The sequence below is a fragment of the Parafrankia discariae genome (assembly GCF_000373365.1).
GTDB classification, from domain to species: Bacteria; Actinomycetota; Actinomycetes; order Frankiales; family Frankiaceae; genus Parafrankia; species Parafrankia discariae.
The window spans coordinates 139,792-163,574 of sequence record NZ_KB891208.1; the positions used below are offsets into that span (position 1 = coordinate 139,792).

General features: G+C 73.8%; 21 protein-coding genes and 1 tRNA gene. 13 read left to right on the plus strand and 9 right to left on the minus strand.

Annotated features, from left to right (window positions below; translation table 11 throughout):
• The first annotated feature begins 69 nt into the window (after window positions 1–69).
• From B056_RS0112025 to B056_RS0112075, 10 genes are all read left to right on the plus strand, one after another.
• Window positions 70–825: a SurA N-terminal domain-containing protein gene (locus B056_RS0112025; protein WP_018502113.1), complete on the plus strand. Its 756-nt coding sequence runs from the start codon at window positions 70–72 to the stop codon at window positions 823–825.
• Between the two features lie 5 nt (window positions 826–830).
• Complete coding sequence (mazG, locus tag B056_RS0112030; RefSeq protein WP_018502114.1) at window positions 831–2,129, plus strand: nucleoside triphosphate pyrophosphohydrolase; 1,299 nt, start codon at window positions 831–833, stop codon at window positions 2,127–2,129.
• Between the two features lie 359 nt (window positions 2,130–2,488).
• Window positions 2,489–4,444: a signal peptide peptidase SppA gene (sppA, locus tag B056_RS0112035; RefSeq protein ID WP_026239603.1), complete on the plus strand. Its 1,956-nt coding sequence runs from the start codon at window positions 2,489–2,491 to the stop codon at window positions 4,442–4,444.
• 367 nt (window positions 4,445–4,811) lie between these two features.
• Entirely contained in the window at window positions 4,812–6,095 is a 1,284-nt protein-coding gene (gene eno / locus B056_RS0112040; protein ID WP_020572460.1) for a phosphopyruvate hydratase, read from the plus strand.
• Window positions 6,096–6,102: 7 nt separating this feature from the next.
• A complete protein-coding gene (locus B056_RS0112045; RefSeq protein ID WP_018502117.1) occupies window positions 6,103–6,507 on the plus strand; it encodes an FtsB family cell division protein in 405 nt (134 codons plus the stop codon).
• Complete coding sequence (locus tag B056_RS0112050; protein WP_018502118.1) at window positions 6,504–7,145, plus strand: DUF501 domain-containing protein; 642 nt, start codon at window positions 6,504–6,506, stop codon at window positions 7,143–7,145. The genes B056_RS0112045 and B056_RS0112050 overlap by 4 nt, the downstream gene beginning before the upstream one ends.
• Complete coding sequence (locus B056_RS0112055; RefSeq protein WP_018502119.1) at window positions 7,142–8,098, plus strand: Ppx/GppA phosphatase family protein; 957 nt, start codon at window positions 7,142–7,144, stop codon at window positions 8,096–8,098. The genes B056_RS0112050 and B056_RS0112055 overlap by 4 nt, the downstream gene beginning before the upstream one ends.
• 40 nt (window positions 8,099–8,138) lie before the next feature.
• On the plus strand, window positions 8,139–8,963 hold the full coding sequence (locus tag B056_RS0112060) for a uracil-DNA glycosylase (protein ID WP_026239605.1): 825 nt from the start codon (window positions 8,139–8,141) through the stop codon (window positions 8,961–8,963).
• Between the two features lie 1,749 nt (window positions 8,964–10,712).
• Window positions 10,713–10,787, plus strand: a tRNA-Leu gene (locus B056_RS0112070).
• A gap of 375 nt (window positions 10,788–11,162) precedes the next feature.
• Entirely contained in the window at window positions 11,163–11,960 is a 798-nt protein-coding gene (locus B056_RS0112075; protein WP_018502122.1) for a Bax inhibitor-1/YccA family protein, read from the plus strand.
• 11 nt (window positions 11,961–11,971) lie between these two features.
• On the opposite strand, the gene B056_RS0112080 is transcribed toward B056_RS0112075, so the two are convergent.
• Entirely contained in the window at window positions 11,972–12,379 is a 408-nt protein-coding gene (locus B056_RS0112080; protein ID WP_018502123.1) for a PPOX class F420-dependent oxidoreductase, read from the minus strand.
• 117 nt (window positions 12,380–12,496) lie between these two features.
• Window positions 12,497–12,724, minus strand: a complete 228-nt coding sequence (locus tag B056_RS0112085) for a DUF4287 domain-containing protein (protein ID WP_018502124.1) — start codon at window positions 12,722–12,724, stop codon at window positions 12,497–12,499.
• A gap of 109 nt (window positions 12,725–12,833) precedes the next feature.
• Between B056_RS0112085 and B056_RS0112090 the strand changes: the two genes are divergently transcribed.
• A complete protein-coding gene (locus B056_RS0112090) occupies window positions 12,834–13,220 on the plus strand; it encodes a hypothetical protein (protein WP_018502125.1) in 387 nt (128 codons plus the stop codon).
• A gap of 114 nt (window positions 13,221–13,334) precedes the next feature.
• On the opposite strand, the gene B056_RS0112095 is transcribed toward B056_RS0112090, so the two are convergent.
• On the minus strand, window positions 13,335–14,339 hold the full coding sequence (locus B056_RS0112095) for an SGNH/GDSL hydrolase family protein (RefSeq protein WP_018502126.1): 1,005 nt from the start codon (window positions 14,337–14,339) through the stop codon (window positions 13,335–13,337).
• A 133-nt stretch (window positions 14,340–14,472) separates the two neighbouring features.
• Here B056_RS0112095 and B056_RS43580 point away from each other — a divergent pair, with 133 nt between their 5' ends.
• Window positions 14,473–14,724: a hypothetical protein gene (locus B056_RS43580; RefSeq protein WP_018502127.1), complete on the plus strand. Its 252-nt coding sequence runs from the start codon at window positions 14,473–14,475 to the stop codon at window positions 14,722–14,724.
• Window positions 14,725–14,839: 115 nt separating this feature from the next.
• Here B056_RS43580 and B056_RS0112105 read toward each other — a convergent pair whose 3' ends face one another.
• The gene (locus tag B056_RS0112105; protein ID WP_018502128.1) at window positions 14,840–16,540 is read right to left on the minus strand and encodes an MBOAT family O-acyltransferase; all 1,701 of its coding nucleotides are present in this window, start codon (window positions 16,538–16,540) and stop codon (window positions 14,840–14,842) included.
• A gap of 241 nt (window positions 16,541–16,781) precedes the next feature.
• Between B056_RS0112105 and B056_RS0112110 the strand changes: the two genes are divergently transcribed.
• Window positions 16,782–17,705 (plus strand): alpha/beta fold hydrolase, encoded by a 924-nt coding sequence (locus B056_RS0112110; protein WP_018502129.1) that lies wholly within the window; start codon window positions 16,782–16,784, stop codon window positions 17,703–17,705.
• Here B056_RS0112110 and B056_RS0112115 read toward each other — a convergent pair.
• The 5 genes from B056_RS0112115 to greA all read right to left on the minus strand — a co-directional run bounded on the left by B056_RS0112115 (window position 17,680) and on the right by greA (window position 23,691).
• The gene (locus tag B056_RS0112115) at window positions 17,680–18,141 is read right to left on the minus strand and encodes a membrane protein (protein ID WP_018502130.1); all 462 of its coding nucleotides are present in this window, start codon (window positions 18,139–18,141) and stop codon (window positions 17,680–17,682) included. The two genes, B056_RS0112110 and B056_RS0112115, sit on opposite strands and share 26 nt — an antisense overlap.
• 78 nt (window positions 18,142–18,219) lie before the next feature.
• Window positions 18,220–19,338 (minus strand): trypsin-like serine peptidase, encoded by a 1,119-nt coding sequence (locus B056_RS0112120; protein WP_026239607.1) that lies wholly within the window; start codon window positions 19,336–19,338, stop codon window positions 18,220–18,222.
• A gap of 81 nt (window positions 19,339–19,419) precedes the next feature.
• Window positions 19,420–21,417 carry a vWA domain-containing protein gene (locus B056_RS0112125; RefSeq protein ID WP_026239608.1) on the minus strand — a complete coding sequence of 666 codons (1,998 nt, stop codon included), beginning with the start codon at window positions 21,415–21,417 and terminating at the stop codon, window positions 19,420–19,422.
• A gap of 51 nt (window positions 21,418–21,468) precedes the next feature.
• The gene (locus tag B056_RS0112130) at window positions 21,469–22,980 is read right to left on the minus strand and encodes a magnesium chelatase (protein ID WP_018502133.1); all 1,512 of its coding nucleotides are present in this window, start codon (window positions 22,978–22,980) and stop codon (window positions 21,469–21,471) included.
• A gap of 225 nt (window positions 22,981–23,205) precedes the next feature.
• Window positions 23,206–23,691, minus strand: a complete 486-nt coding sequence (gene greA, locus B056_RS0112135; protein WP_018502134.1) for a transcription elongation factor GreA — start codon at window positions 23,689–23,691, stop codon at window positions 23,206–23,208.
• Window positions 23,692–23,783 lie beyond the last annotated feature (92 nt).

The following is a 23,783-nucleotide window of genomic DNA, read 5'->3' on the forward strand; positions in this document are numbered from 1 at the left end:
GAGCGTCCCATACCGTCCAAGTGATAGCCCTGTACCGTTCAAGCCCGGCGAGCGGATACGGTCAGCACTGTGAAGTTTCCGCGTCTTCTGGCCGGGCTCGGGCTCGTCGTGCTCACCGGCATCGCAGGTACCGCATGCACGACGCACGCCGGGGCCGCCGCGCAGGTCGGATCGAGCACGATCGAGACGTCCACGGTGCGCGGGATCGTCGACCGCGGCTTCGAGGCCGTCTCGGCCGTCCCCGCCCAGCAGGCGGCCCAGAGCCTGGACCGGGCCGAGCTGCAGCGCCGCACGCTGACCACCCTGGTGCAGCTCCAGGTGCTCGAGTCCGAGGCGGACCGCCTCGGGGTCACGCTGAGCAGCCAGGACGTCGACGCCTACTACCAGGCGTACGCCGTGCTGCAGTTCGGCAGCGTCGAGGCCTTCGAGACGCGGGCGGCCGCGGCCGGCTTCGCCAAGAAGGACGTCGGCGTGATCGTGCGCACCGGCGCGCTGGAATCCGCCCTCGGTGACAAGATCGCGCCCACCACGCTCGCCTCGGTGGCCGACGCCCGCGCGCAGTACGACAGCATCGTGGCGCAGGTCGGCGACCTTCCGCTGACCTTCGAGGCGGCCCGGCCGTACCTGCAGCGCTTCCTGGCGACCGACCAGCGCGCGGTCAAGCTCCGCCCGCTGCTGACCGCGGCCGCCGACCGGGAGCACGTCTCGATCAACCCGCGCTTCGGCTCGTGGGACGACCAGCAGTTCGCCGTGGTCTCCGCCCCCGGGACGATCGCCACGACGGCCGCGCCGGAGTCCGCGCTCGACCTGACCCTGGGCTCCTGACCGGCGTGACCAGCCGCGTGACCGGCGGGAGAACCCGCATCACCCTGGTCTCCACCAGCGCCCGGGTGGCCCCCGGTCTGTTGACCGCCGCCGCCTGGGACGTGCTCCGCTCGGCCCGGGTCTGGACGGCCAGCCCGGACCACCCGCAGGCCGCGGCGCTGCGCGAGGCCGGCGTCGAGGTCTCGGTGCTGCGGTCGGCGTCGCCCGCCGAGCCCGGCGTGGAGGTCGACCCGGTCGCCGAGCTGCGGGCCGCGGCCGGGCCGGGTGCCGAGGTCGCGTGGCTGCTCGACCCGGTCTCACCGACCGCGGCCGACCGCGTGCTGCGCGCCGCCGCCCGCGCCGGCCGGGACGCCGCCGGCCGGGACGCCGCCGGCCGGGACCACCTCGCGTGGCCGGGGGTCGAGGTCGAGCTGCTGGTCGCCACCCGCGAGCTGCCCGGGTCGGCGCTGCTCGACGCGGTCGCGGTCATGGACCGGCTGCGCTCGCCCGGCGGCTGCCCCTGGGACGCCGAGCAGACCCACGTCTCGCTGGCGCCCTACCTGCTCGAGGAGGCCTACGAGGCCTACCAGGCCATCGAGGACGGCGATCTCGCGGAGCTGCGCGAGGAGCTGGGCGACGTCCTCATGCAGGTGCTCTTCCACGCCCGGGTCGCCGCCGAGGCCGGCGGGGCGGGCTGGGACGTCGACGACGTCGCGGCCGGGCTGACCGCCAAGCTGGTCCGCCGCCACCCGCACGTGTTCGGTGACGTCGCCGTCTCCGGGGCGGACGACGTCGTCACCAACTGGGACGCGATCAAGGCTGTGGAGAAGGGCCGGAAGTCGGTGACGGAGGGCGTGCCGCTGTCCGCGCCGGCGCTCTTCCTGACCGCCAAGCTGCTGCGGCGGGCCGCGAAGCTCGGACTCCCGCCGGAGCTGGCGCTGCCCCGCCACCCGGCGGACAACGGCACCGATGCCGATGCCGCCAGGACCGCCAGCGATGCCGGGGCCGGTGTGCCACACCTCGTCGCGGAGCTGGCCCGGGAGATCGGGACCGCCGGGGCGGGCACCGGCGCCGAGGAGCGGATCGGGGATCTGCTGTTCGCCGCGGTCGTGCTGGCCGGGGAGCGGGGCGTCGACCCGGAGACCGCGCTGCGTGGGCGGGCCCGGCTGTTCCGGGACACGTTGGCCCGGGCCGAGCACGCCGCCCTCGCCCGCGGCGAGGAGCCCGGTGGGCTGGCCGCCGACAGCTGGCGAGACCTGTGGGCAGCCGCGAGCCCTCCCCCGCTGGAGCGGGGCGCCGCGGGCGGGCCGGTGCGCGAGCCCTGACCGGGCGTCGAGGAACTACGCAGGCCGGATACCGCCGTCCGGCGATGCGTGGCGGATGGGTGAGTGTCCTGGCTGTCACTCAACCGCCGCGGTTCCTCAGCGCCGTGCATACAGGCCTGGTAGGCGTGAATATTCTCCACCTCCGGCCTTCTCCGGCCTTCTCCGGGATTCCCGGTGCTCCGCCGCGCACCTCTGCCTCCCGGTGACACGACCCCCCGAGCCCCGGCCGCGTCCCGCGTCCCGCGGGTGATCATGGTGTTCCGCGGTGCCGCCGTCATGGTGGGCGGGCGGCGTTGGCCCTGACAGCCGCGCCCGACCAGCCTCGCCGAATTACCCGGCCTTGCGTCTAGCCTCGGAGCATGGTTGGAACCCCCAGACAGGTGGTCGCCGACGTCCAGCGGATCGCGCGGCGGCGCAACGCCCCGATCGTGCTCGAACTCGACCTGACGTCCGATCCGGTCGAGGGCGTGCCCGCGGACCCGTTGACGGCGGCCGTCTCACACCGGCGGACCGGCCTGCGGGAGATCGTCGACGGGCTGCGCCGAGCGGCCCGGGACGAGCGCGCGAGCGTCGTCGTGGCGCACGTCGCCGCCTGCGGGATGCCGCTGGCGCGGGTGCAGGAGATCCGGGACGCCGTCGCCGAGTTCCGGGCCGGTGGTGGGGTCGCCCTGGCCTACGCGGACACCTTCGGCGAGTTCGGCGGCGGCACCGTCGCCTACTACCTGGCCTGCGCGTTCGACGAGATCTGGCTCGCGCCGCCCGGTGACCTGGGGCTGACCGGCGTCGCGATGGAGACCCCGTTCCTGCGCGACGCGCTCGACCGGCTCGGGGTCACCGTCGAGATCGGTCAGCGCCACGAGTACAAGAACGCGGTGAACACGCTGGTGGAACGGGACTTCACCCCCGCCCACCGGGAGGCGCTGGGCCGCCTCGTCGACTCCAGCGCCGAGCAGATCGTCGCCGGGATCGCGCGGAGCCGGGGCCTGTCGGCCGACCGGGTCCGGCACATGATCGACACCGCGCCGCTGGCCGGCCACGTGGCGCTCTCCGCCGGCCTCGTCGACCGGATCGGCTACCGCGACGAGGTCTACGAGCACGCCCGGGAGCGGGCCCGCGCGCTGGCCGGCCTGGAACCGGGCGATGACGCCGGTGAGACGGTCGAACCGGTGCTGAGGTACGTCTCGGCCTACCGGCGGGCGGCCGTCCGCAAGGCCGAGTCGCCGGTGCGCCGGGCCGGGGCGTTCGCCTCGTCGCTGCCGGCGACGATCTTTTCGCGGGAGTCCGGCCGTTCCCCCGCGGGGCCGGCCGGTGGTCCCGGGGGCGCGGGACCGGCCGACGCGGCGGCTCTGTCGCCCGCCGGTGCCGGCGTGGTGCCGCCGGAGATCGATCCGCGCACGTCGGTGGTGGCGCTCGTGCACGGCACCGGGCCGGTGGTCCTCGGCGGGGCCACGATGCCGTTCTCGGGGCCGGTGCTGGCCGCCGACGCGGTCACGGCAGCCTTCCGCGCCGCCGCGCGTGATCCCTCCGTGGCCGCCGCGGTCTTCCGGGTGGAGAGCCCCGGAGGCTCCTATGTGGCCTCGGATGTAGTCCGTCGGGAGATCGAACGGTTCCGATCCACGGGCCGTCCAGTCGTCGTCTCGATGGGCTCGGTGGCCGCCTCGGGCGGGTACTTCGTCGCGCTCGCGGGGGACGTGATCGTCGCGAACCCGGGAACGCTGACCGGGTCCATCGGTGTCTTCGGCGGCAAGCAGGTCGTGCGTGACCTGTTCGACAAGGTCGGCATCGGCTTCGGCGCCGTCGCCGCCGGCGAGAACGCGCTGATGATGTCCCCGCGCCAGCCGTTCACCCCGACCGAACGGGCCAAGCTCGACGAGTTCCTCGACCGCGTCTACGCCGACTTCGTGGACAAGGTCGCCCAGGCTCGTCGTCTGTCGCACGGCGACGCCCACGAGCTCGCCCGCGGCCGGGTCTGGACGGGCGCCGACGCCCACCACCACGGCCTGGTGGACGAACTGGGCGGGCTCGCCCACGCGATCGACCTGGCCTGGGCCCGGGCCGGGCTGCCGGCGGGGGAGACGCCCCGGGTCCGGCTCACCCCGAAGCCGTCGGTGTTCGACCGGCTGCGCGCGCCGAAGTCCAGCGAGGAGCCGGCCGCGGCGTCCGCGCTGGTACCCGGGGTGGGAGCGGGGCTCGCCGGCCTCGGAGCGCGGGGCGCGCTGCTCGTCGGCGAGCGGCTGCTGGGCGCCTGCCTGGCCCGGGCGGGCCTGCCGGGCGCCGGCCCGCTGGTGATGCCGCCGGTCGGCGAGATCCGTTAGTCCGGTGGGCCCGGCCGGGTGAAATGCGCGGCGGTTGCGCGGCCTCGGAGCGTGATCGGTTGGTCACGAGGACGGTGGGACGTCCCCGCGTGGCGCGACCGGGAGGCGACGCGGTGGCGCGCGGGCGGCGGTAGTCTCGCACCGACCGGTTCGTCCGGACGGCGCCGCTCGTCCCCGTGTCCCGGGTCCGCGCCCGCCGGGCCACGGGCTGCCGGGCCGCCGCGGCGGATCCCCGGTGCCCGTCCGTCCGCCGGATGCCGTTTCTGTCCGCCAGCTGTCGCTCGTGTCCGCCAGCAGATGTCTGTCCGCCAGCAGATGCCGTCCCGCGCCGGTGCCCCGGTCGCGTCTCCATCGAAAGGTCGTGCCCGTGCCGTCCATCGAGGCTGTCGGAGCCCGTGAGATCCTCGACTCCCGAGGCAACCCCACCGTCGAGGTCGAGGTCGTCCTGGAGGACGGCACCCTCGGTCGCGCCGCCGTCCCGAGCGGTGCCAGCACCGGTGCCTTCGAGGCCGTGGAGCTGCGCGACGGCGGTGACCGCTACGGCGGCAAGGGTGTCACGAAGGCCGTCGAGGCGGTCATCGGCCGGATCGGCCCCGCCATCATGGAGCTGGAGGCCACCGAGCAGCGTCTGCTCGACGCGACCCTCATCGACCTGGACGGCACGCCCGACAAGTCGGCCCTCGGCGCGAACGCGCTGCTCGGGGTCAGCCTCGCGGTCGCCAAAGCCGCCGCGGCCTCCAGCGGCCTGCCGCTGTTCCGGTACCTGGGCGGCCCGAGCGCGCACCTGCTGCCGGTGCCGATGATGAACATCCTCAACGGCGGCGCGCACGCCGACACCAACGTCGACATCCAGGAGTTCATGATCGCGCCGATCGGCGCGGGCACGTTCGCGGAGTCGGTGCGCTGGGGCGCCGAGGTCTACCAGGCGCTCAAGAGCGTGCTCAAGGGCCGCGGCCTGGCCACCGGGGTCGGCGACGAGGGCGGCTTCGCCCCGAGCCTGCCGACCAACCGGGAGGCGCTCGACCTGATCGCCGAGGCGATCGACAAGGCCGGCTTCGGGCTCGGCGACGACATCGCGCTGGCGCTCGACGTCGCCTCCACCGAGTTCTTCGCCGACGGCTCCTACACCTTCGAGGGCAGCGGCCGGTCGGCCGACCAGCTGATCGACTACTACGCGGACCTGGTCGACTCCTACCCGATCGTCTCCATCGAGGACCCGCTCGCCGAGGACGACTGGGCCGGTTGGGCGAACATCACCACCCGGCTCGGCTCCCGGGTCCAGCTCGTCGGCGACGACCTGTTCGTCACCAACCCGGAGCGGCTGGCCCGCGGCATCGCCGAGGGGGCGGCGAACGCGCTGTTGGTGAAGGTGAACCAGATCGGCACCCTGACCGAGACCCTGGACGCGGTCAACCTCGCGCACCGCAGCGGCTACCGCTGCATGATGTCGCACCGCTCCGGCGAGACCGAGGACACCACGATCGCCGACCTGGCCGTGGCCGTCGACTGCGGCCAGATCAAGACCGGTGCCCCGGCGCGCAGCGAGCGGGTCGCGAAGTACAACCAGCTGCTGCGCATCGAGGAGGAGCTGGACGACGCCGCCCGGTATGCGGGAGCCGGCGCGTTCCCGCGCCGGACGACCACCGGCTGAGTCGAGCATGCCCGTCCGGCGTACCGCGCTGACGACGAGGGCCACGCTGCTGGCCGTCGTCATCTGCGTGCTGGTGTTGACCCTGGCCTATCCGTTGCGGCTGTACCTGCAGCAGCAGGCGAAGATCTCCGAGCTCACGCGGGCGAACGCCCAGCGGCAGACCAGGGTCGACGACCTGCGCGCGGAGGTCGCCCGTTACGACGACCCGGCGTGGGTGGCGGACGAGGCGCGCCGCCGGCTGCACTTCATCCTGCCCGGGGAGAAGTCGTACCTGATGCCCACCGCGCCGCAGCCGACCGCGCGGCCCGGAGCGGACGCGGCCGGTGGCGCTGGCGACCGGTCCTGGTACGGCCGGCTGTGGTCGCAGCTGGACCAGCCCCCGGCGACCCCGACACCGGCGCCGCCCTCATGAGCGGCGACGCCGGCGTCACGGGCCGGGCGGACACCGCGCACCGGGCGGGCGAGGCGGGCCGGGCGGACGCCGCGGGCTGGACGGACGCCGAGCGCGCCGTCGTGCGGCGCCAGCTCGGCCGCCCGCCGCGGGCCGTGCTCGGCGTCGCGCACCGCTGTTCGTGCGGGCTGCCGGACGTCGTGGAGACGGCCCCCCGGCTCGAGGACGGAACACCGTTCCCGACGCTGTACTACCTGACCTGCCCGCGGGCGGCGTCGGCGATCTCCCGGCTGGAGGGCTCCGGCCTGATGCGGGAGATGACCGCCCGGCTGGGGGCCGACCCGGCGCTCGCCGCCGCCTACCGCGCCGCCCACCGCGACTACCTGGCCCGTCGCGACGCGCACGACACCCTCCCCGGGGACCCGAGCGCCGGCGGGATGCCGGACCGGGTCAAGTGCCTGCACGTGCTGGTCGCCCACAGCCTGGCCGCCGGCCCGGGGGTCAATCCGTTCGGTGACGAGGCTCTCGCCCAGCTCGCCGACTGGGGGGCCCGGGGGCCGTGCGTCGAGCCGGACGGCGCATCCTGTGCGGGGGAACCGGGGGGCTCACGCGGCCAGGCGGCACGCGTCGGCCAGGGACGAGAGGAGACCGCCGGATGACCCGCGTGGCCGCGATCGACTGTGGCACCAACTCCATCCGACTGCTCGTGGCCGAGATCGACGAGGGTGCGGCCGGCTCCGGCGGGCGGCTGCGCGAGCTGACCCGCCAGATGGAGATCGTCCGGCTCGGCGCCGGCGTCGACCGCACCGGTGAGCTGGCGCCCGAGGCGCTGGCCCGGACGTTCGCCGCCCTGCGCGACTACTCCGACGAGATCACCCGGCTCGGCGCGACCCGGGTCCGGATGGTCGCCACCAGCGCCACCCGGGACGCGCGCAACCGCGCCGAGCTGGTCGACGGCGTCCGCGCGATCCTGGGCGTCGACCCCGAGGTGATCAGCGGTGGTGAGGAGGCGGCGCTCTCCTTCACCGGCGCGATCGGCGACCTCGACGGGGTCGCGACCCCGATCCTGCTGGCCGACATCGGCGGCGGCTCGACCGAACTGGTGCTCGGCGGCGCCGAGGGCGTCCGGGAGTCGATCTCGGTCAACGTGGGCTGCGTGCGCATGGCGGAGCGTCACCTGCACTCCGATCCACCGGCGCCGGAGCAGATCGCCGCGATCGTCGCCGACGTGAACGCGGCGTTCGACCTGGCCGAGCGCACGGTGCCCATCACCACCGCCGCCACCCTGGTCGGTGTCGCCGGGACGGTGACCACCGTCGCGGCCCTGGCCGCCGACCTGCCCACCTACGACCCCGACCGCATCCACCTGATGGTCACCTCGGCCGCCGACGTGGCGGCGGTCACCGCGAGCCTGCTCGAGATGACCCACGCCCAGCGCGCGGTACTGCCGGTGATGCACCCCGGGCGGGTGGACGTCATCGCCGCCGGCGCGCTGGTGCTGCGGACCCTCATGGAGCGGGCCGGAACCCCCTCGGTGATCGCGAGCGAGCGGGACATCCTCGACGGCATCGCTCTCTCCCTGGGCGGAGTGGTCGAGTCCGGGGCTCGGTGAACCCGGCGGGCACCACCGCCGGGCCGGCGCCGGGGCCCAGGTGAGCGCGGGGCGGTCCGGGGTGGGCGAGCGGTCTCCCGCCGCGCCCGGCTCGGGCTGGCCCGGCGACCCGGCCGTCCCGGGCACCCCGGTAGCCCGCTCCGGGCCCGAGGTCGCCGGCCTGGCCGGGGCGGCTCCGAGCTGCGACGAGCTCGACGCGCGGATGTCGGTCTGCCGGGCCTGCCCGCGGCTGGTCGACTGGCGCGAGGAGGTCGCCGCCGCCCGCCGGGCCGCGTACGCCGACCAGCCTTACTGGGGCCGGCCGGTGCCCTCGTTCGGGCCGGCCGACGCGCGGACGCTGATCGTCGGCCTCGCCCCCGCCGCGCACGGTGGCAACCGGACCGGTCGGATCTTCACCGGCGACCGCAGTGGGGACTGGCTGTTCGCCGCGCTGCACCGGGCCGGCCTGGCCGCCCTCGGAACCTCCGTCTCCGCCGGTGACGGCCAGCGGATGACCGGCGCGCGGGTGGTCGCCGCCGTCCGGTGCGCGCCGCCGGCGAACAAGCCCACCCCGGCCGAGCGGGACACCTGCCGGCCCTGGCTCGTCCGTGAGCTGGAGCTGCTGCGACCGACTCTGCGGTCGATCGTCGTGCTGGGGGGCTTCGCCTGGTCCGCGCTGTGGCCGGCGCTCGCCCGGGCCGGCTACCCGACGCCGGCGCGGCGTGTTCCGTTCGGCCACGGCGTCGCGGCGGACGCGGGCCCGGTGCGGATCCTCGGGTGCTACCACCCGAGCCAGCAGAACACGTTCACCGGCCGGCTGACCGAGCCGATGCTCGACGCCGTCCTCGCCGCCGCCGTGGCCGATCCGGTGACCCGGCCGGTCTGACGGCCGTGCGCGGGGCTGATGGTGGCGTCCCGAGCCGCCCGGTCGGGGCGTGTTCGCGGGGCCGCGAATCGCCGCGGGACCAGGTTACCGAAACCACACTGAGGGTCGAGTCTTGCGGAAACATCTATTACCGTATCCGGTGGGAGCGGGACTTCCGCTATGCGGAGACAGTGGGCCAGATCACGCTGTGACCGGCTATCGGACTAACACGCGGGTCGTGTGGTGAAGGCTCGGTGTGGTCTTCGAGGTTCGCCGTGGCGGCTGGGGCAGCCGCATTTTTCCTCGCCGAGAACGTGGTTCACCGCGGATCTCATTGTCCGCGGGGATACGAACCGGTGAACCCGCCGGCGGTCCTGGTGGGGCGGGTCGGACCGTCCGGCCCGGATCCGGCGACCGGCGGTGATCGCGGAGCCCCCTTCGCCCAGGGCGCGTGACCCGGGTCCCGGTGGCCCGTGGTATCGCTTTCCGCTTCCGAGGCCGTGCGGAAGGTGTATCCCGGGTGTCCGCTGTGATGCCACTGTGTGGCCAGCGTCACTCCGAGGTGGCGGACGGCGGGGGTGTCGGGGGGTGGTCCGGTGGAGACACCGGAGGCGGGCCGGTGGTCCGCGCGAGGGTGGGTCGGGTCCGGTCGCCGGGCGCGGTCCGGGAGTGCGCGGTCCGGGGGTGCGCGGGTGCGCGGGCCGTCCGCGGCGGCGGCCGAGTCGAGACGGCCTTCCCGACACCGGCCGAATGGCCTTCGAATTAGATCCGCGGTTCCCGGCCGGTGTCGGCTGAATGACATCAGGGGCACGCCGGAGGATTTCGATGGCACTGGCACTGGATTCCGGTCGGCGCCGGGAACAACCGCCGGAATTCACCCGGCTGCCGTGGGTACGGATTCTCGCGCCGCACCACTGATAACGACAGGAATCCGCCGGGCCGGTGCCGCCGGCGGCACCGGTGCCCGCCGCGCCATGTCTTTCGTGCCCGGTGGGCACTTTGTCGCGGCACCGGGCAGGCGGGGCGGTACGGCCCGGCCGACCTGCCGTGCCGCCCCACCGCCACGGCCGGCCGGAGGGCCCGCCTCGAACACGCCCCGTTGTCATCCTCGCCGCCGGCCCGCCCGCGACAGGCGGGCCCGCCACGGAACCGCCCGGGCGCGCCGCGCGCCGCGGCCGCCGGCTCGGGCGGCGTCCTTGGGCGACCTCGCGCGCGGCGGCGCCGGCGCCGCGGATCACTGCCCGTGCCGCGTCGGCGAGGCCACCGTGCCGCCGGCCGGGGGAGCGGCCGTCCGGCGGGATCGACCGCGTGGCGGGATCGACCGCCACGACTGGGATTACCGGCTCGCCGGCCGGCCGGGGCGGCGGGTCGCGGTGGGCCGCCTGCCGGCGGGAACGCCCGGGCCGGACCGCCGCCCGCCGGCCCGGCCGGGTGCGCGGCGCGCCGTCCGGCCGGCGCGGCCGTTCGCCTGGGCGGGGGCCGGACGGGCCGGGGCCTTCAGTATTCTTGATCTTCATGCGTACGCGGGGGGCGGGCCGGGAACGGTCCCGTCCGGGACCGGGGAGCGCCGTGCGGGGGCTGGCGGCCGTCCCACCCCCTGCCGGATTCGAACCGCGGAGTGACCGCACGCCGCAGGAGAGCGGTGTGCGCGTCGCTGTCGTCACAAAGAGTCACGAATTCGTCCGTGGCGGCCTCTCCGCGCGACTTTTCCTGCGATGTGTCATTCCCAGACCCTACGTAGCGTGGTAGAAACATCAGCGATGTGAACGAGCCGGTGTATCCCAACAGGTAGAGGAGGCTGTCCTAAAAACAGCTCGAGTGTCGGTTCGACTCCGACCACCGGCACCTATCAATGTCGACCGCCGCGCCTGGTAATGCCCCTGTGGGGGCGGCGGTCGGCAGGCTCGTGATCAGCATCGGCGCCCTTTGTCTGAAGGGCGCCTCCGTGCGGACTGATTCTTGCGGCGGCACGCATTGCGTCCGCTCCTGTCCCTTTCGCCCCTTCTGTTACTGCTCGACGAGTGGGGACCCGGGGTTCCGGTGATCCACGCCCGGGGCCGCCGGGGTCGCGCCACCCCGAGACCGGTCGACTGTCCCGGGTGCGTGGCGGGATCACGTTGCGCGCCAGGTGCGGAACGCTCCTCATCCGGTGGCCGTTGTACTGTGCGATCGCGTGCGGCAGGTGGACCGTCCGCGACTCGCTGGGGAGGTCCAGGCCCGATGGCAGAGCTGCGTTCATCCAACCCGGCGTTCACCCGGTCGGGTTTCGGCCAGAGCCGCTCGCCGGTCCCACCCGCCGGTTCCTGGCCGCAGGGCGGCCCGGCTCCGTGGCCGGGCGGCCCACCGCCCACCCCGGCCTTCGACCGGTTGACCTTCGACGACGTCGTCATGCACACGCTCGGCGTGTTCGCGGTGATGCTGGTCGGCGCGGGTTTCGGCTGGTACCTCTCGTCCGACTCGCCGGGCATCGCGCTCGGGGCCGGTGTCGCGGCGCTCGCGCTGAGCTTCGTCATCTCGCTGCGCAGCCGGATCAGCCCGGCGCTCGTGGTGGTCTTCGCCGCGCTGGAGGGCCTGCTCGTCGGCGCGGTCTCGCGGTTCTACGAGTCCGCGTTCTCGGGCGTCGTGCTCCAGGCCCTGCTCGGCACGGCGCTGGTGTTCGTCGCCATGCTCGTGGCCTACCGCAGCCGGCGGCTGCGGGCCACCCCCCGCATGGCGCGCATCGTCACGGGCGCCCTGCTGGGCGTGGTGCTGCTCGGTATCACCGATCTCGTCATCAGGGCCGTGTCCGGCAGCCATCTGCCCGTGATCAACGACGCGTCGCCGCTGGGTATCCTGTTCAGCGTCGCGGTGCTCGTGGTGGCCAGCCTGCAGTTCATCCTCGACTTCGACTACATCGAGCGGGCGGTGGCCTCCGGCGCGCCTCGTGAGGAGGCCTGGCGGGCCGCGTTCGGCCTGCTGGTCGGCTTCGTCTGGGTGTACCTGGAGCTGCTGCGCCTGCTCTCCAAGCTCCGGCAGTAACTCCGGCGCCGTCAGCCGGAGCGGTTCGGCCCCGCGGTGGTCGGCGTGATCCTGATCAGGCAGCGCTGCTCGCGCACCATCGCGGCGCGGTAGTCGTCCCAGTCCGGGTGCTCTCCCGAGACCTGGCGGTAGTAGGCGATCAGCCCGTCGAGGGCGTCGGGCAGCCGGACGATCTCGGCGGTGCCGCTGATCTGCACCCACGGCCCGAAGAAGCCGTCGGAGAGCACGCACAGGTGCACCCGCGGGTCCCGCTCGACGTTCGTGGTCTTCAGCGCGGTGACGCGGGTGCTGATCACCAGCGCGTCATCCGCCACGCCGACCAGAACGGGCGACAGCTGGGGGGTGCCGTCCCGGCGGGTGGTACCCAGGACGGCACGATGATGTTCCAGGACGAACGCCTGGGCGGCGGCGAGATCCACGCCGTCATTGTGGCCCGGCGGGCCCACGGCCGCCCGCCGGCCGGGCCGGCCGGCGGCCCGGCCCGGGCCCGGCCGCCGGCCGGAATCACTGTTCAGTCGCTGATCGCGTGCCGAGCCTCAGACGCGGATCGCGCGCCGACGCAGGTCGGCCTCGTGCACCACGGCCGCCGCGTACCGGTGCGGCAGGCTGTGCGCGTCCCGTAGCCAGCCCACCCGTTCCGAGAAGCGCAACAGCCCGGGTCCGTCGTGCAGGCGGGCGAGCCAGTGCCCGACGTCGTGTCCGGTCGCCTGCGGCATGCGGTCGATGAGTCCCTGGTGGATCTGCGGGGAGCGGTACTGCGACATGCGCGCCTCCAGAGGTTGAACCCGACGTCAACGGACCATGAAGCGAGCGTGCCTCATGCCACACGTCTGAGCAAGACCCGACAGTGCCATCGTCGGGTATCCTGCCCGGATGTCGGATTCGGTCCGTGAGCTGTCCCGGCAGACGAACCTGCTGCTCTCCCGCGTGCGGAGCTGGACGGGCTCGTCCTGGGACGTGCGGATCCCCACCGGACAGACGCGCGCCGCCCGGCTCCGGACACTGATCGACGAGCTGGCTGTGCTCGGCCGGCAGGCCGGCAGCGGCGCTCCGCTCGGCGTCCGTCCGCCGCGGGTGGCGGATCACGCCCTGCCCGACCAGCTCATCGTCCTCGCGGATGACTTCCTCGACGCCGTCACCTCGGCGGACCGCACCGCCGCGCCGAACCGGAAGGCGGAGCTGATGGGTCGGGCGCTCACCGCGGTGAGCACCGCCCGCGACGACCTCGACGGCCCGGGTTTCGGCTTCCGACCACGCTGACCGGCCGCCCCCGGCCCCGGCCGCGTCTCGGCCCCGGCCCCGGCCCCGTCGATCCGAACCGGGTCGGGCCGTGTCGATCCCGGCTGGGCCGGCCGCGCGTGGCGGTGCCCCGCCTCAGCTCAGATGCCAGTCTTCGCCGAGTGTCCGCAGCACCGGGGCCGCCGCCAGCCGCGCGCCGTCCAGGGTCAGGTGGACGCCGTCCCGGGTGCGGATGAGGACCGAGTGGCCGCCGCCGTCCGTCAGGTAGTCGGTGTAGGCGCCGTTGTTCGACAGGGTCGGCCGCAGGTCCAGGAAGCGTGCCCCGGGTACCCGGTCGGCGGCCGCGCGGGTCGCCTCGTTCATCCGGGTGAAGTAGTCGTTCAGTGTGCTCGAGCGGGCCGGCGGCAGGGCGAGCCAGTACACCCGGCGGGTTCCGCCGTCCGACCAGATACGCATGAGCACGATCGCCCGACGGCGGTACTCCGCCTCCCACTCCGGTGAGCCGGCCGGGAGGATCGTGCCGTCCGGCTGGGTGATGCCCTGGCCGTCGTTGCCTCCCATCGCGACCACCACCGCCTCGGGGTCGCGCTCGGCGACCTGCTGGTGGGCGTGGGTGGCCCAGTCGAAGAAGTCCGGGCGGACGAGGCCGGTGCCGAACCTGGTGTCGGTCTCGGCGCGGATCGCCGACGGCGCCGTTCTGGTGATGGTCGGCCCCAGCGACTCGGTCAACGAGTCACCGGTGACCAGCACCCGCAGCGGGTCGGCGGCGGTGGGGGTACGCAACGCGCGTGCCGCCGCGTCGTCCTGACCACGGCCCTTGCCGGTGCCGGTGCCGGTGTTCGTGTCGGGCTCGGCGAGCGCGGCGGCGGTGGCGAGCTCGGAGTCGTCGGTCTTGTCCACGGTCGGGTCGGGGTGCCCGAACGCCTTCGTCAGCAGCCGGTCGGGCTGGTTGAGCCGCAGCGTCGAGGCGACCCTGTCCAACGGACGAGCCACGCCAAGCACCAGGTCCCGGGTGGTGCCGGGCGGCATCCCCTCCCCGGCGTGCACCATCGCGGCCGAGCGCAGGATCGCGAGCAGGGTCAGGCAGGCCACGACGAACAGCAGCCCCCGCCGGGCCGACACGGCGGGCGTGCCGGGCACCGTCGGTGTGCGGGGCGCCGTCGGTGTGCGAGGCGCTGTGGGCTTGTGGGGCGCTGTGGGCTTGTGGGGCGCTGTGGGCTTGTGGGGCGCCGTGGGAGCGGCCGGCTTCGCGCGTGGGGATGGCGGAGCAGCCGTGGGGGGCGTCATCGGAGCGGTCGCCGCGCTCGGTGACCTGGCCTCCGGTGTCGTCGGACGCGGCGGTGCCTCGAACGCCATCGGGCGGGGCGACGCGTCGGGCGTCGGGCGGTTCCGCGGTGCCGGTGCGCCTGGCTGGGCCGGTGCGCCTGGCTGGGCCGGGGCACCGGGCACGGCCGTCGGTGGTCGGTCGCCATCCCGGCGGGGCGCCGGCGCGGTCGGAGTCGAAGCCGCGGGCTCGTCGCGCTGAGTCATGGCCTCCCCCGGAACTGTCGAGTTCTATGTGCTCAATCGATTACCTTAAGTGATGATCACTGTGGGTGCAGGTTGTGCGACCGATGCGACCGATGTGCGCCGCCCGCTCATCAGAACCGGAAGTAGATGAACGGTGCTACGTCCTGCTGACCTACGAAGGTATAGATGATCAGTAGGAATGCGACCACCATGGTGATCTGGGCGGTCAGGGAACGGGTGGCGAAGATCTGCTGGGCCCGGATCCACCAGGGGCGGGGGACGGCGGCCGTGCCGAGGCCGATCGCTATGGCGGCCAGCACGGTTTTCGTCACCAGGGGTGATGGTCCGCCGGCGGTGAGCAGGCGGCCGAAGATGTCGCCGGCTGTCGCGAGGTCGGGCGACCGGAACAGCACCCAGGCCACGCAGACGAAGTGGAACACGACGAGACGTCCGATCCAGGCCCGTGGCGTGTGCCGCCGGCCACGCATCGGGACGGTGGCCGCGACCGGGGCAGCGCTGGCGGCCGCACCGGCCGTGCCTGCCGCACCGGCCGTGACGGGCGCGCCGGTGGGAGCTGAGCGGTCCGCCTGGGCGGCCACCGGTATCTCCACTACCTCCACTGACCGGGCCGGCGCGGGCACCATCGGCCTGCCGGCCCCGCCGCCGTCACCGGCGCTGCCGCCGCCACCGGCCCCACTGCCCCCGCCGGCGCTGCCCCCACCGGCGCCGACACCGCCAGCGCCGGAATCACCGGCGCCGAAGCCGCCCACCGCGGGCGGGCGGCCGTCGCGGCGGGCGCGCCAGGCGCGTTCGGCGGCGAGCCCGCCACCGTGCAGGGCGCCCCACACGACGAACGTCCACGCGGCGCCGTGCCAGAGCCCGCCGAGGACCATGGTGATCATCAGGTTGACGTAGGTCCGGCGGCGGCCCGAGCGGTTCCCGCCGAGCGGGAGGTAGACGTAGTCACGCAGCCACCGGGACAGCGTCATGTGCCAGCGGCGCCAGAAGTCCTGGAGGCTGGTGGCGGTGTAGGGGCGGTCGAAGTTGTCGGGGAAGCGGAAGCCGAGCAGCAGGGCCACGCCGATCGCGATGTCCGAGTAGGCGGAGAAGTCGCAGTAGATCTGTACGGCGTAGCCGTAGACGGCCACCGCGATCTCGCCGGAGGAGTGCCGTCCCGGGGCGTCGAAGACCGGGTCGACGATGCGGGTGGCGAGCAGGTCGGCGAGGACGACCTTCTTCACCAGCCCGCCCGCGATCAGGAAGACCGCCCTGGTCACCTGTACCTGGCGCGGGTCCCGCGGGGAGGTGAGCTGCGGGGTGAACTCGCTGGCGCGCACGATCGGCCCGGCGACGAGGTGCGGGAAGAACGCCTCGTAGACGGCGAAGTCGATCAGTGACACCGGGCGGATGTCGCCCCGCCACACGTCGATCACGTAGGACAGCGCCTGGAACGTGAAGAACGAGATCCCGATCGGCAGCGCGACCTGGAGCAGGGGCAGCGGCGCGGGCAGTCCGACGTCCTGCAGGGCCCGGTCGACGGACAGCGCGAAGAAACCGTAGTACTTGAACCAGCCCAGCAGCCCGAGGTCGCACACGATGGCGGCGATCAGGATCCGTCGGTCGCGGAAGCGGTCGATGGCGACCGCCGCGGCCTGGTTGATCAGCGTGGAGGCGACGATGAGCAGCACGAACCGGGCGTCCGCGTAGGCGTAGAAGAAGTAGGAGGCGCCCAGGATGAACGGTTTCCACAGGAGGGGGACCGGCATGAGCAGCCAGGAGACGGCCATGACGACCACCAGGAACGCGGCGAACTCGATCGTTGGGAATACCACGCGCAACCGCCCGGCGTCTGCTACGGAAAGAGTATGGTCGACTACTGAAAGTAGTTGAAGTGGCGCCGTGGCGCTCTCCGACGGGCCACCGGCCGGCCCGGGTCGGCCGGACGGGTCGCCCGGGAAGCCGGTGCGTCACCCCAAGAGCCCGGACGTCACCCCTGGGTGACGTGGGTGACATGGAGCCGATTCGCGGCCGTGTACTGACGAAGCGGCCGGGTGATGGCTACCGTCCCGGGGCATGAGAATCGTTCCCGTCAACGGCCTCGAGTTGGCCGTCGAGGTGCACGGTGATCCGGACGGACTGCCGTTGGTGCTCGTGAGCGGGATGGGACAGCATCTCGTCGGTTGGCATCCCGACCTGCTCGCGAGCATGGTCCGGCGCGGCTACCGGGTGATCGTCTTCGACAACCGGGACGTCGGGTACTCCACCCAGCTGGACTGGCACGGCCCGCCCGACCTGCTGGCCATCGTGAACGGCCGGACGGAGCTGGCGCCCTACCGGCTCGAGGACCTGGCCGCCGACACGCTGGGCCTGATGGACGTCCTGGAGCTCGAGTCCGCCCACGTCCTGGGTGTCTCGCTGGGCGGGATGGTGGCGCAGATCCTCGCGTTGGCCAGCCCGGAGCGGGTACGCAGCATCACCTCGGTGATGTCACACCCCGGCGACCCCACCGTGAAGCCCTCGGACGAGGCCGTCGACCTGCTGCTGCGCCCCAGCCCGACCAACCTGGCGGAGTTCATCGTCGCCGCCGAGGAGTCCGCCAGGGTCATCGGTTCGCCGGAGTTCCCGCTCGACGTCGAATGGCTGCGCACCCGCTCGGCGGTGCTCTGGGAACGGCGGCAGAACCCCGCGGGGGTCGCCCGGCAGCTCGCGGCCGTCCTGGTGGCGTCGGACCGCACCGAGGCGCTGCGCGCGCTGCGGGTGCCCACCCTCGTCGTGCACGGCACGCTCGATCCGCTGATCCCCGTCCGCGGTGGGCGGCTGACCGCGGCCGCGATCCCGTCCGCGGAGCTGATGGAGATCGACGGGATGGGGCACGACCTGCCCAGGCAGATCTGGTCCCGGCTGCTGGACCGGCTCGAGGACGTCACGCACCACGGTGAGACCGTGCGTGCGGATGCCGTGCGGAGCACCCTCAGGAGCCCGGTTTCACCACCATGAGCGCGATCACCACGACCCAGCAGGTGACGGCCGCCGCGGCCCCGATGGTGATCATCGGGAGCTGACGGCGCGCGTCACCGCCGCGCTCGATCTCATGGACGGCCCTGCGCAGGTTCCGCCCGACCACGGCCATCGTGATCGTGACCGCCGCCAGCCACAGCACGACCGACGCCGCCAGCCACGGGTCGCCGAACCCGCGGACGCTGCCGAACGACCCCTGCCGCACGATCACCAGCCCGAACAGGACGATCAGGACGGTGGCGGGCGGATAATACCTGGTCGTCCGCGCGGCGGCGCGCATCCTGGGCAGGCCGGCCGGCCCCGTCCGCACCAGCCCGGGAGCCGCGGCGGTCGTGACGCAGAGCGGCCCGACGAGCAGGACGGCCGAGAGTACGTGCAAGGTGAGGAAGAGCCCGAAGCTGCCCGAGTGCGGCATGTCGAGACCGTATCCAGCTCCGGCGGGGCGCCCGCCGCGGGGCGGCGCGACTCCACCTTCGAGGCCCCGCCGCGGCGCTCAGAGCTCCATCGACTGGTAGTAGAGCAGCTCGATCGCCCGCCCGAAGTAGGTGCCGTAGATGGTCTGCGTCTCGCCGACGTAGGCGTAGCTGACCACGCTGTCGACCCAGCCGGCCCCGGGCCCGGCCCGGCCGAGCCCGGTGATCAGCGGGCCGCCGCTCGCGCCGCCGGTCATGTCGCAGTTCAGCCCGAGGGACGCCGTTCCGTACGGGTCGGCGGAGGGAGCTCCGGCGCAGTAGACCAGCCGCCTGCCGTCGTAGGGCGCGAGCCGCGGGTACCCGAACGCGTACTGCGCGAAGGTACGGGGCTGGTTGAAGGCGATGCGCTGGGCGCCGACGACGTCCTCGAGCTGGCGACCGCCACGGGTGTTGAACAGGGCGAACCCGGTGTCGTAGTCGAAGTCCCCGTCCAGGCCCCAGCCCGGGGTGACCGTGATCCGACGGGCGATCCACATTCCGTAGGGCAGCTGTCCCCCGGAGTAGCCGGGCATGAAGCTGACGTTCGTCGCGAACTCGCCCCCCGAGCCCTCGTGCAGGCAGTGGCCCGCGGTCACGACCAGGTCACGGCTCGGGCTGGACACGACCGTCGCCGAGCAGGCGTAGTCGACGCCGCGCAGCGTGGTGAACAGCCGCCCGACCGTCTTCGTCACCAGCCCGCCGTAGGCGTACGGGCTGCCGGTGCTCGGCGGCGGCGGTGCGGCGGCGAGCTGGGCCCGGCCGGTCGCGGCGGACCCGTCCGGCGTGGACGGGGCGGGCCGGTCGCCGCGCTCGGCCGCGTCCGCGGTCTGGGCTCGGGCGCGCCGGTCGGCGGACCAGTACCGCTCGATCCGGGACTGCTCCAGGGGGCTCGCCGCGACCGACGCCGACATCGGCTCGGCGTAGGGACGTCCGAGCGGTTCGGAGTTCGGGCCGGCGAAGGGGCCGGGCAGGTTCGAGGTGAGCGCGGGCGGGACGGCCACGGTGGCACCGCCGGCGGGGAGGTCGCCGACGGCGGCGGCCGCCAGCGCCGGGACGGTCGGGGCGACCGAGCACAGTGCCGCCGCCACGGCCGCCGCGGCGACCCACCGTCGGGGTCGGTGGATTCCGTGTCCGTCGCCGCGTCCGCGCTCTGCCACCACGAGCGCGCACGGTAGCAGCTTGATAACTCATTGTGTTGGCGCTGGGTGGGGTGGTTCTCCGGACCTTCCCGAGCCCCGGGCCTAGCGGGCGACGCGGCGTGAGTTGCGGGAGCGCAGGTAGTCCCGGATGACGTAGCTGCCCAGCGCGGACGGGTCGGGGGAGAGCACCCGCCCGCCGTTGCGGCGGGCCATCTCCTCGACGAAGCGCACCAGGCGGGGCTCGTCGTCCAGCATGAAGACGTTGATCGTGACGCCGCGGCGGGTCAGCCGGTCGACCTCGGCGAGCGTCAGCTCCAGTGTCTCGGGCAGCGGCGGCCAGGAGAAGGACGGCGTGCCGTTGCGCTGCAGGTGAGCTGTGGGCTCGCCGTCCGTCACCACCATGATCACCGGCTCGGAGTCCGGGTACCGGCGCAGCAGCCGCCCGGCGATCAGCAGCGCGTGCTGCAGGTTCGTGCCCTGCACCATCTCCGAGTCGAGCCCGGCGAGCTCGACCGGGCGCAGCTCGCGGGCGTAGTCGGAGAAGCCGACGATGTGCACCTTGTCCTGCGGGAACCGGGTGGCGACCAGGGTGTGCAGGGCGAGCGCGGTCGACTTCGCCACCCCCCAGGTCCCACGCAGCGCCATCGAGTAGGAGAGGTCCACCAGCAGACAGACGGCCGCGCTGGTGCGTCGCTCCGTCTCGGCCACCTCGAAGTCGTCCACCTGCAGCCGGATCCGCCGGCCCCGCCCCGGCGGCCCGCCGCGCAGCACCGCGTTGCGCACCGTGCGGACGACGTCGATCGGCTGGGTGTCGCCGAACTGCCAGCGCCGGGACGTCCCGAGCAGGTCACCGGCGGAGCCGGCGTCGGTGAGGTTGTGGTCGCCGCGCCCGCGGGCCGCCACCTCGCGGAAGATCCGGGCGAGTGCCGACTCACCGATGCGCCGGACGGCCCGCGGGGTGAGCTCCAGCGCCCCGGCGCGGCGGGTGACGAACCCCTGCCGCTCCAGCTCCCGCTCGATCTGCTGCAGGTTGCGCAGGTCGTCGACGGCCGACCGGCCGAGCGCCCGCTCGACGGCCTCCGGGTCGACGTCGTCCAGGGAAGCGCCCGGGTAGTCCTGGCTGAGCGAGGCCGCGAGGTCGTCGAGCTCCGCCAGCTCCTCGAGCGCGCTGGTCGCGTCGCCGAGGCCGAGCGGCTCCTCGCCGGACATCGCGTCGGAGAACCGCCCCCGGCCACGCCCGCGCGAGCGCCCGCCCCAGTCCAGGCCCGGCCGGGCCGAGCGCAGCGCCTGTGAGAGCCGGGACATCTCGGCGGCCAGGCCCATGTCCTCCATCGCGGTGGACATCAGGTCGGCCAGCTCCTGGCGCTGCTGCGGGGTCAGCCCGGCGAGCAGGCGCGCGGCGGCCGCGGCTCGGCGGGCGAGCGCGTCGACGAGCTCCTCGACGTTGCGCGGGTTCTCCGGGAAGAACTCGCCGTTGCGGCGCATGAACTCGTCGAACCGGCCCTGGGTGTCCTCGCCCCGGGCGTCCGCCTCCAGCAGTTCGTTGAGGTCGTGGACCATCTCCCGCACCCGGGCCATGTCCTCGGGTGAGGCGCCCTGCAGCGCCTGCTTCATCCCGCGGAACTGGGAGTCGAGGACCTCGCGGCGCAGCAGGTCGGAGATCTGCTCGTAGGTCTCGCGGGCCTGCGGCGAGCGCCAGTCGTAGTCGGCCAGCTCGCGCACCGCCCGGGCCGGGTCGGACGGCAGCGCGTCCAGTTCCGCCTCGCGCATCCGCGCCTCGTCCGCGGGGTCGGGGAACAGCGTGGCCCGCTCCTGGCCGACCGCGGTGTCGAGCAGCCGGCGGACCTCCTCGAGGGTGCCGTCCAGCCGGCCGCGCGAACGGGCCTCGCGGCGCCGGCGCTCGATCGCGCGGCGCAGGTCGTCCAGGCCGCGGCGGTTCGGCATGCCGCGGCGCAGCAGGCTCTCCATGGCCTCCCGGGGCGTGCGCCCCTCGAGGATCTGCCGGGACATCTCGTCCATGGCGTCGGTCGCGGAGAACGGGGAGGCCAGCGGGTCCGGCCCGCCGTCCCATGGGCCGTAGCGGAACTGTCCGGAACTCACCGGTTCCTCCTGCACGGGTGGGTGGAGTGGTGCGGGGCCCGGTGCCGGCGGTCAGCCCCCGTAGACCGTCCGGCCGGGCAGTTCCTCCTTGGCGAGCCGGCGGTTGAGGTGCAGGCCCTCCATCGCCAGCTCCAGGGCGGCGGCGGCCAGCCCCGGCGACTCCGCGCCGTCGATGTCGAGACGGTTCAGGATCGCCGCCAGACCCGGCACCGGGCCCACCCGCCGCAGCAGCTCGGCGGCCGGCACGAGGTCGCCCGTCTCGACCGCGCCGTCGCGCTCGAAGCGCTGCTGCAGGCCGGAGAGATCGGTGCCGGCCAGCTTCGCCCGGAAGGTCTCCGCGATCGCGCGGCGCAGCAGCAGGGCCAGGACCTCTTCCTCGCGGCCCTCCTCGAGCTGGTCGAACTCGACCTTGCCCCGGACCGCCGGGATGATCGCGCCCAGGTCGACGACCCGCGCGGTGGCGGTGTCCTCGCCGGTCAGCGCCGCCCGGCGGACGGCCGAGGCGGCCACCGTCTCCGCCGCCGCCACCGCGAGCCGGGCCGACACACCCGAGCGCTGGTCCACCTGCGGTGCCTCGCGCACCGCCCGGGTGAAGCGGGCGACCACCTCGATGAGATGGTCGGGCAGTTCGGGCCGGCCCAGCGGCGAGTCGGCCCAGGAGACCACGGCCTCCTGCCGGATCAGCCGCAGCTCGTCGTCCAGACGCAGTGGGTAGTGGGTGCGGACCTCGGCGCCGAAGCGGTCCTTCAGCGGGGTGATGATCCGGCCCCGGTTGGTGTAGTCCTCCGGGTTCGCCGAGGCGACCAGCAGGAGGTCCAGCGGCAGCCGCAGCAGGTAGCCGCGGACCTGGATGTCGCGCTCCTCGAGCACGTTGAGCAGCGAGACCTGGATGCGCTCGGCCAGGTCGGGCAGTTCGTTGATGCTGAAGATGCCGCGGTTGGTCCGCGGGACCAGCCCGTAGTGGACGGTCTCCGGGTCGCCGAGGGTGCGGCCCTCGGCGACCTTCACCGGGTCCACGTCGCCGATCAGGTCACCGACACTGGTGTCGGGGGTCGCGAGCTTCTCGCCGAAGCGCTCCGAGCGGTGCCGCCAGGTGATCGGCAGCCGCTCGCCCAGCTCGGCGAGCAGCAGGCGGCACCGGCCGCACACCGGCGCGTAGGGGTGGTCGTTGATCTCGCAACCGGCGACGGCCGGTGACCACTCGTCGAGCAGGCCGACGAGTGTGCGGATCAGCCGGGTCTTGCCCTGCCCGCGCTCGCCGAGGAAGACGATGTCGTGCCCGGCCAACAGCGCCCGCTCGACCTGCGGCAGGACGGTGTCGTCGAAGCCGACGATGCCCGGGAAACGGGTCTCGTCGGCCCGCATCCTGATGAGGAGGTTCTCGCGCAGCTCGGCGCGAACCGAACGCTGTCGGTGCCCTGATCTGCGCAGGTCGGCCAGGGTGATGTCGGTCGGCGGAGTTCCGGACCCGGGGGCGTCGGTCGTCTTCCGGGCCGTCGAGCCGACGGTGATCGGGTTCGTCGGAGGCGTGGACGGACTGTGCGGAGCCGGCGGATCTGCCACCAGCCGACGGTACGTCCGCGCCGGCCCGCGCGCAGCGGACTGGGCGGTCGTCCGCTTATGGCGTACTCCGCCCGGCTTGCCAGGGACGCCCACGGAACACGCGGGCCGACTCGTCGGAACGCGGAGCGCGACACCGACAGAACACGGTCGACATCGTCAGGACGCGGAGCGCGACATCGCCCAGGACCCGGGCGTGGCATCGTCCGCAACCGGCGCGTCACGTCGTCAGGACGCGTAGGGCGCGACCGAGACGATCTCCACGGTGGCCGGCCGGCCGTTGGGAAGCGTGTACTTCACCGTGTCTCCGGCCTTGTGTCCGGTGACGGCGCCGCCCAGCGGCGAGGCTGGCGAGAACACCTCGATGCTCGCGCTGTGGTCCTCGCGTGAGCCGATCAGGAACCGTTCGGTCTCCTTCTCCCCGGGGAAGCGGATCTCGACGATCGTGCCGGGCCCGGCCTCACCGACCGCTCCCGACGACGCCTGGCCGACACGCGCGTCGCGGAGCAGGTCCATCAGCTGGCGGATGCGGGCCTCCTGCTTGCCCTGCTCCTCCTTGGCCGCGTGGTAGCCCCCGTTCTCCTTCAGGTCGCCTTCCTCCCGCGCGGCCTCGATCTTCGCGGCGATCTCCGTCCGCCAGGTGCCCGTGAGGTAGTCGAGCTCGGAGCGAAGTCGGTCGTAGGCCTCCTGAGTGAGCCAGGTCTGCTGCGTCACGCGTCACGCTCCTCGAGGGATACCAAAGTTCTTATTTTACTGGAGGGAATCATGGTTGCCGGTTTGTCCGGCCCTGCCTGGTCCGTTCCCGC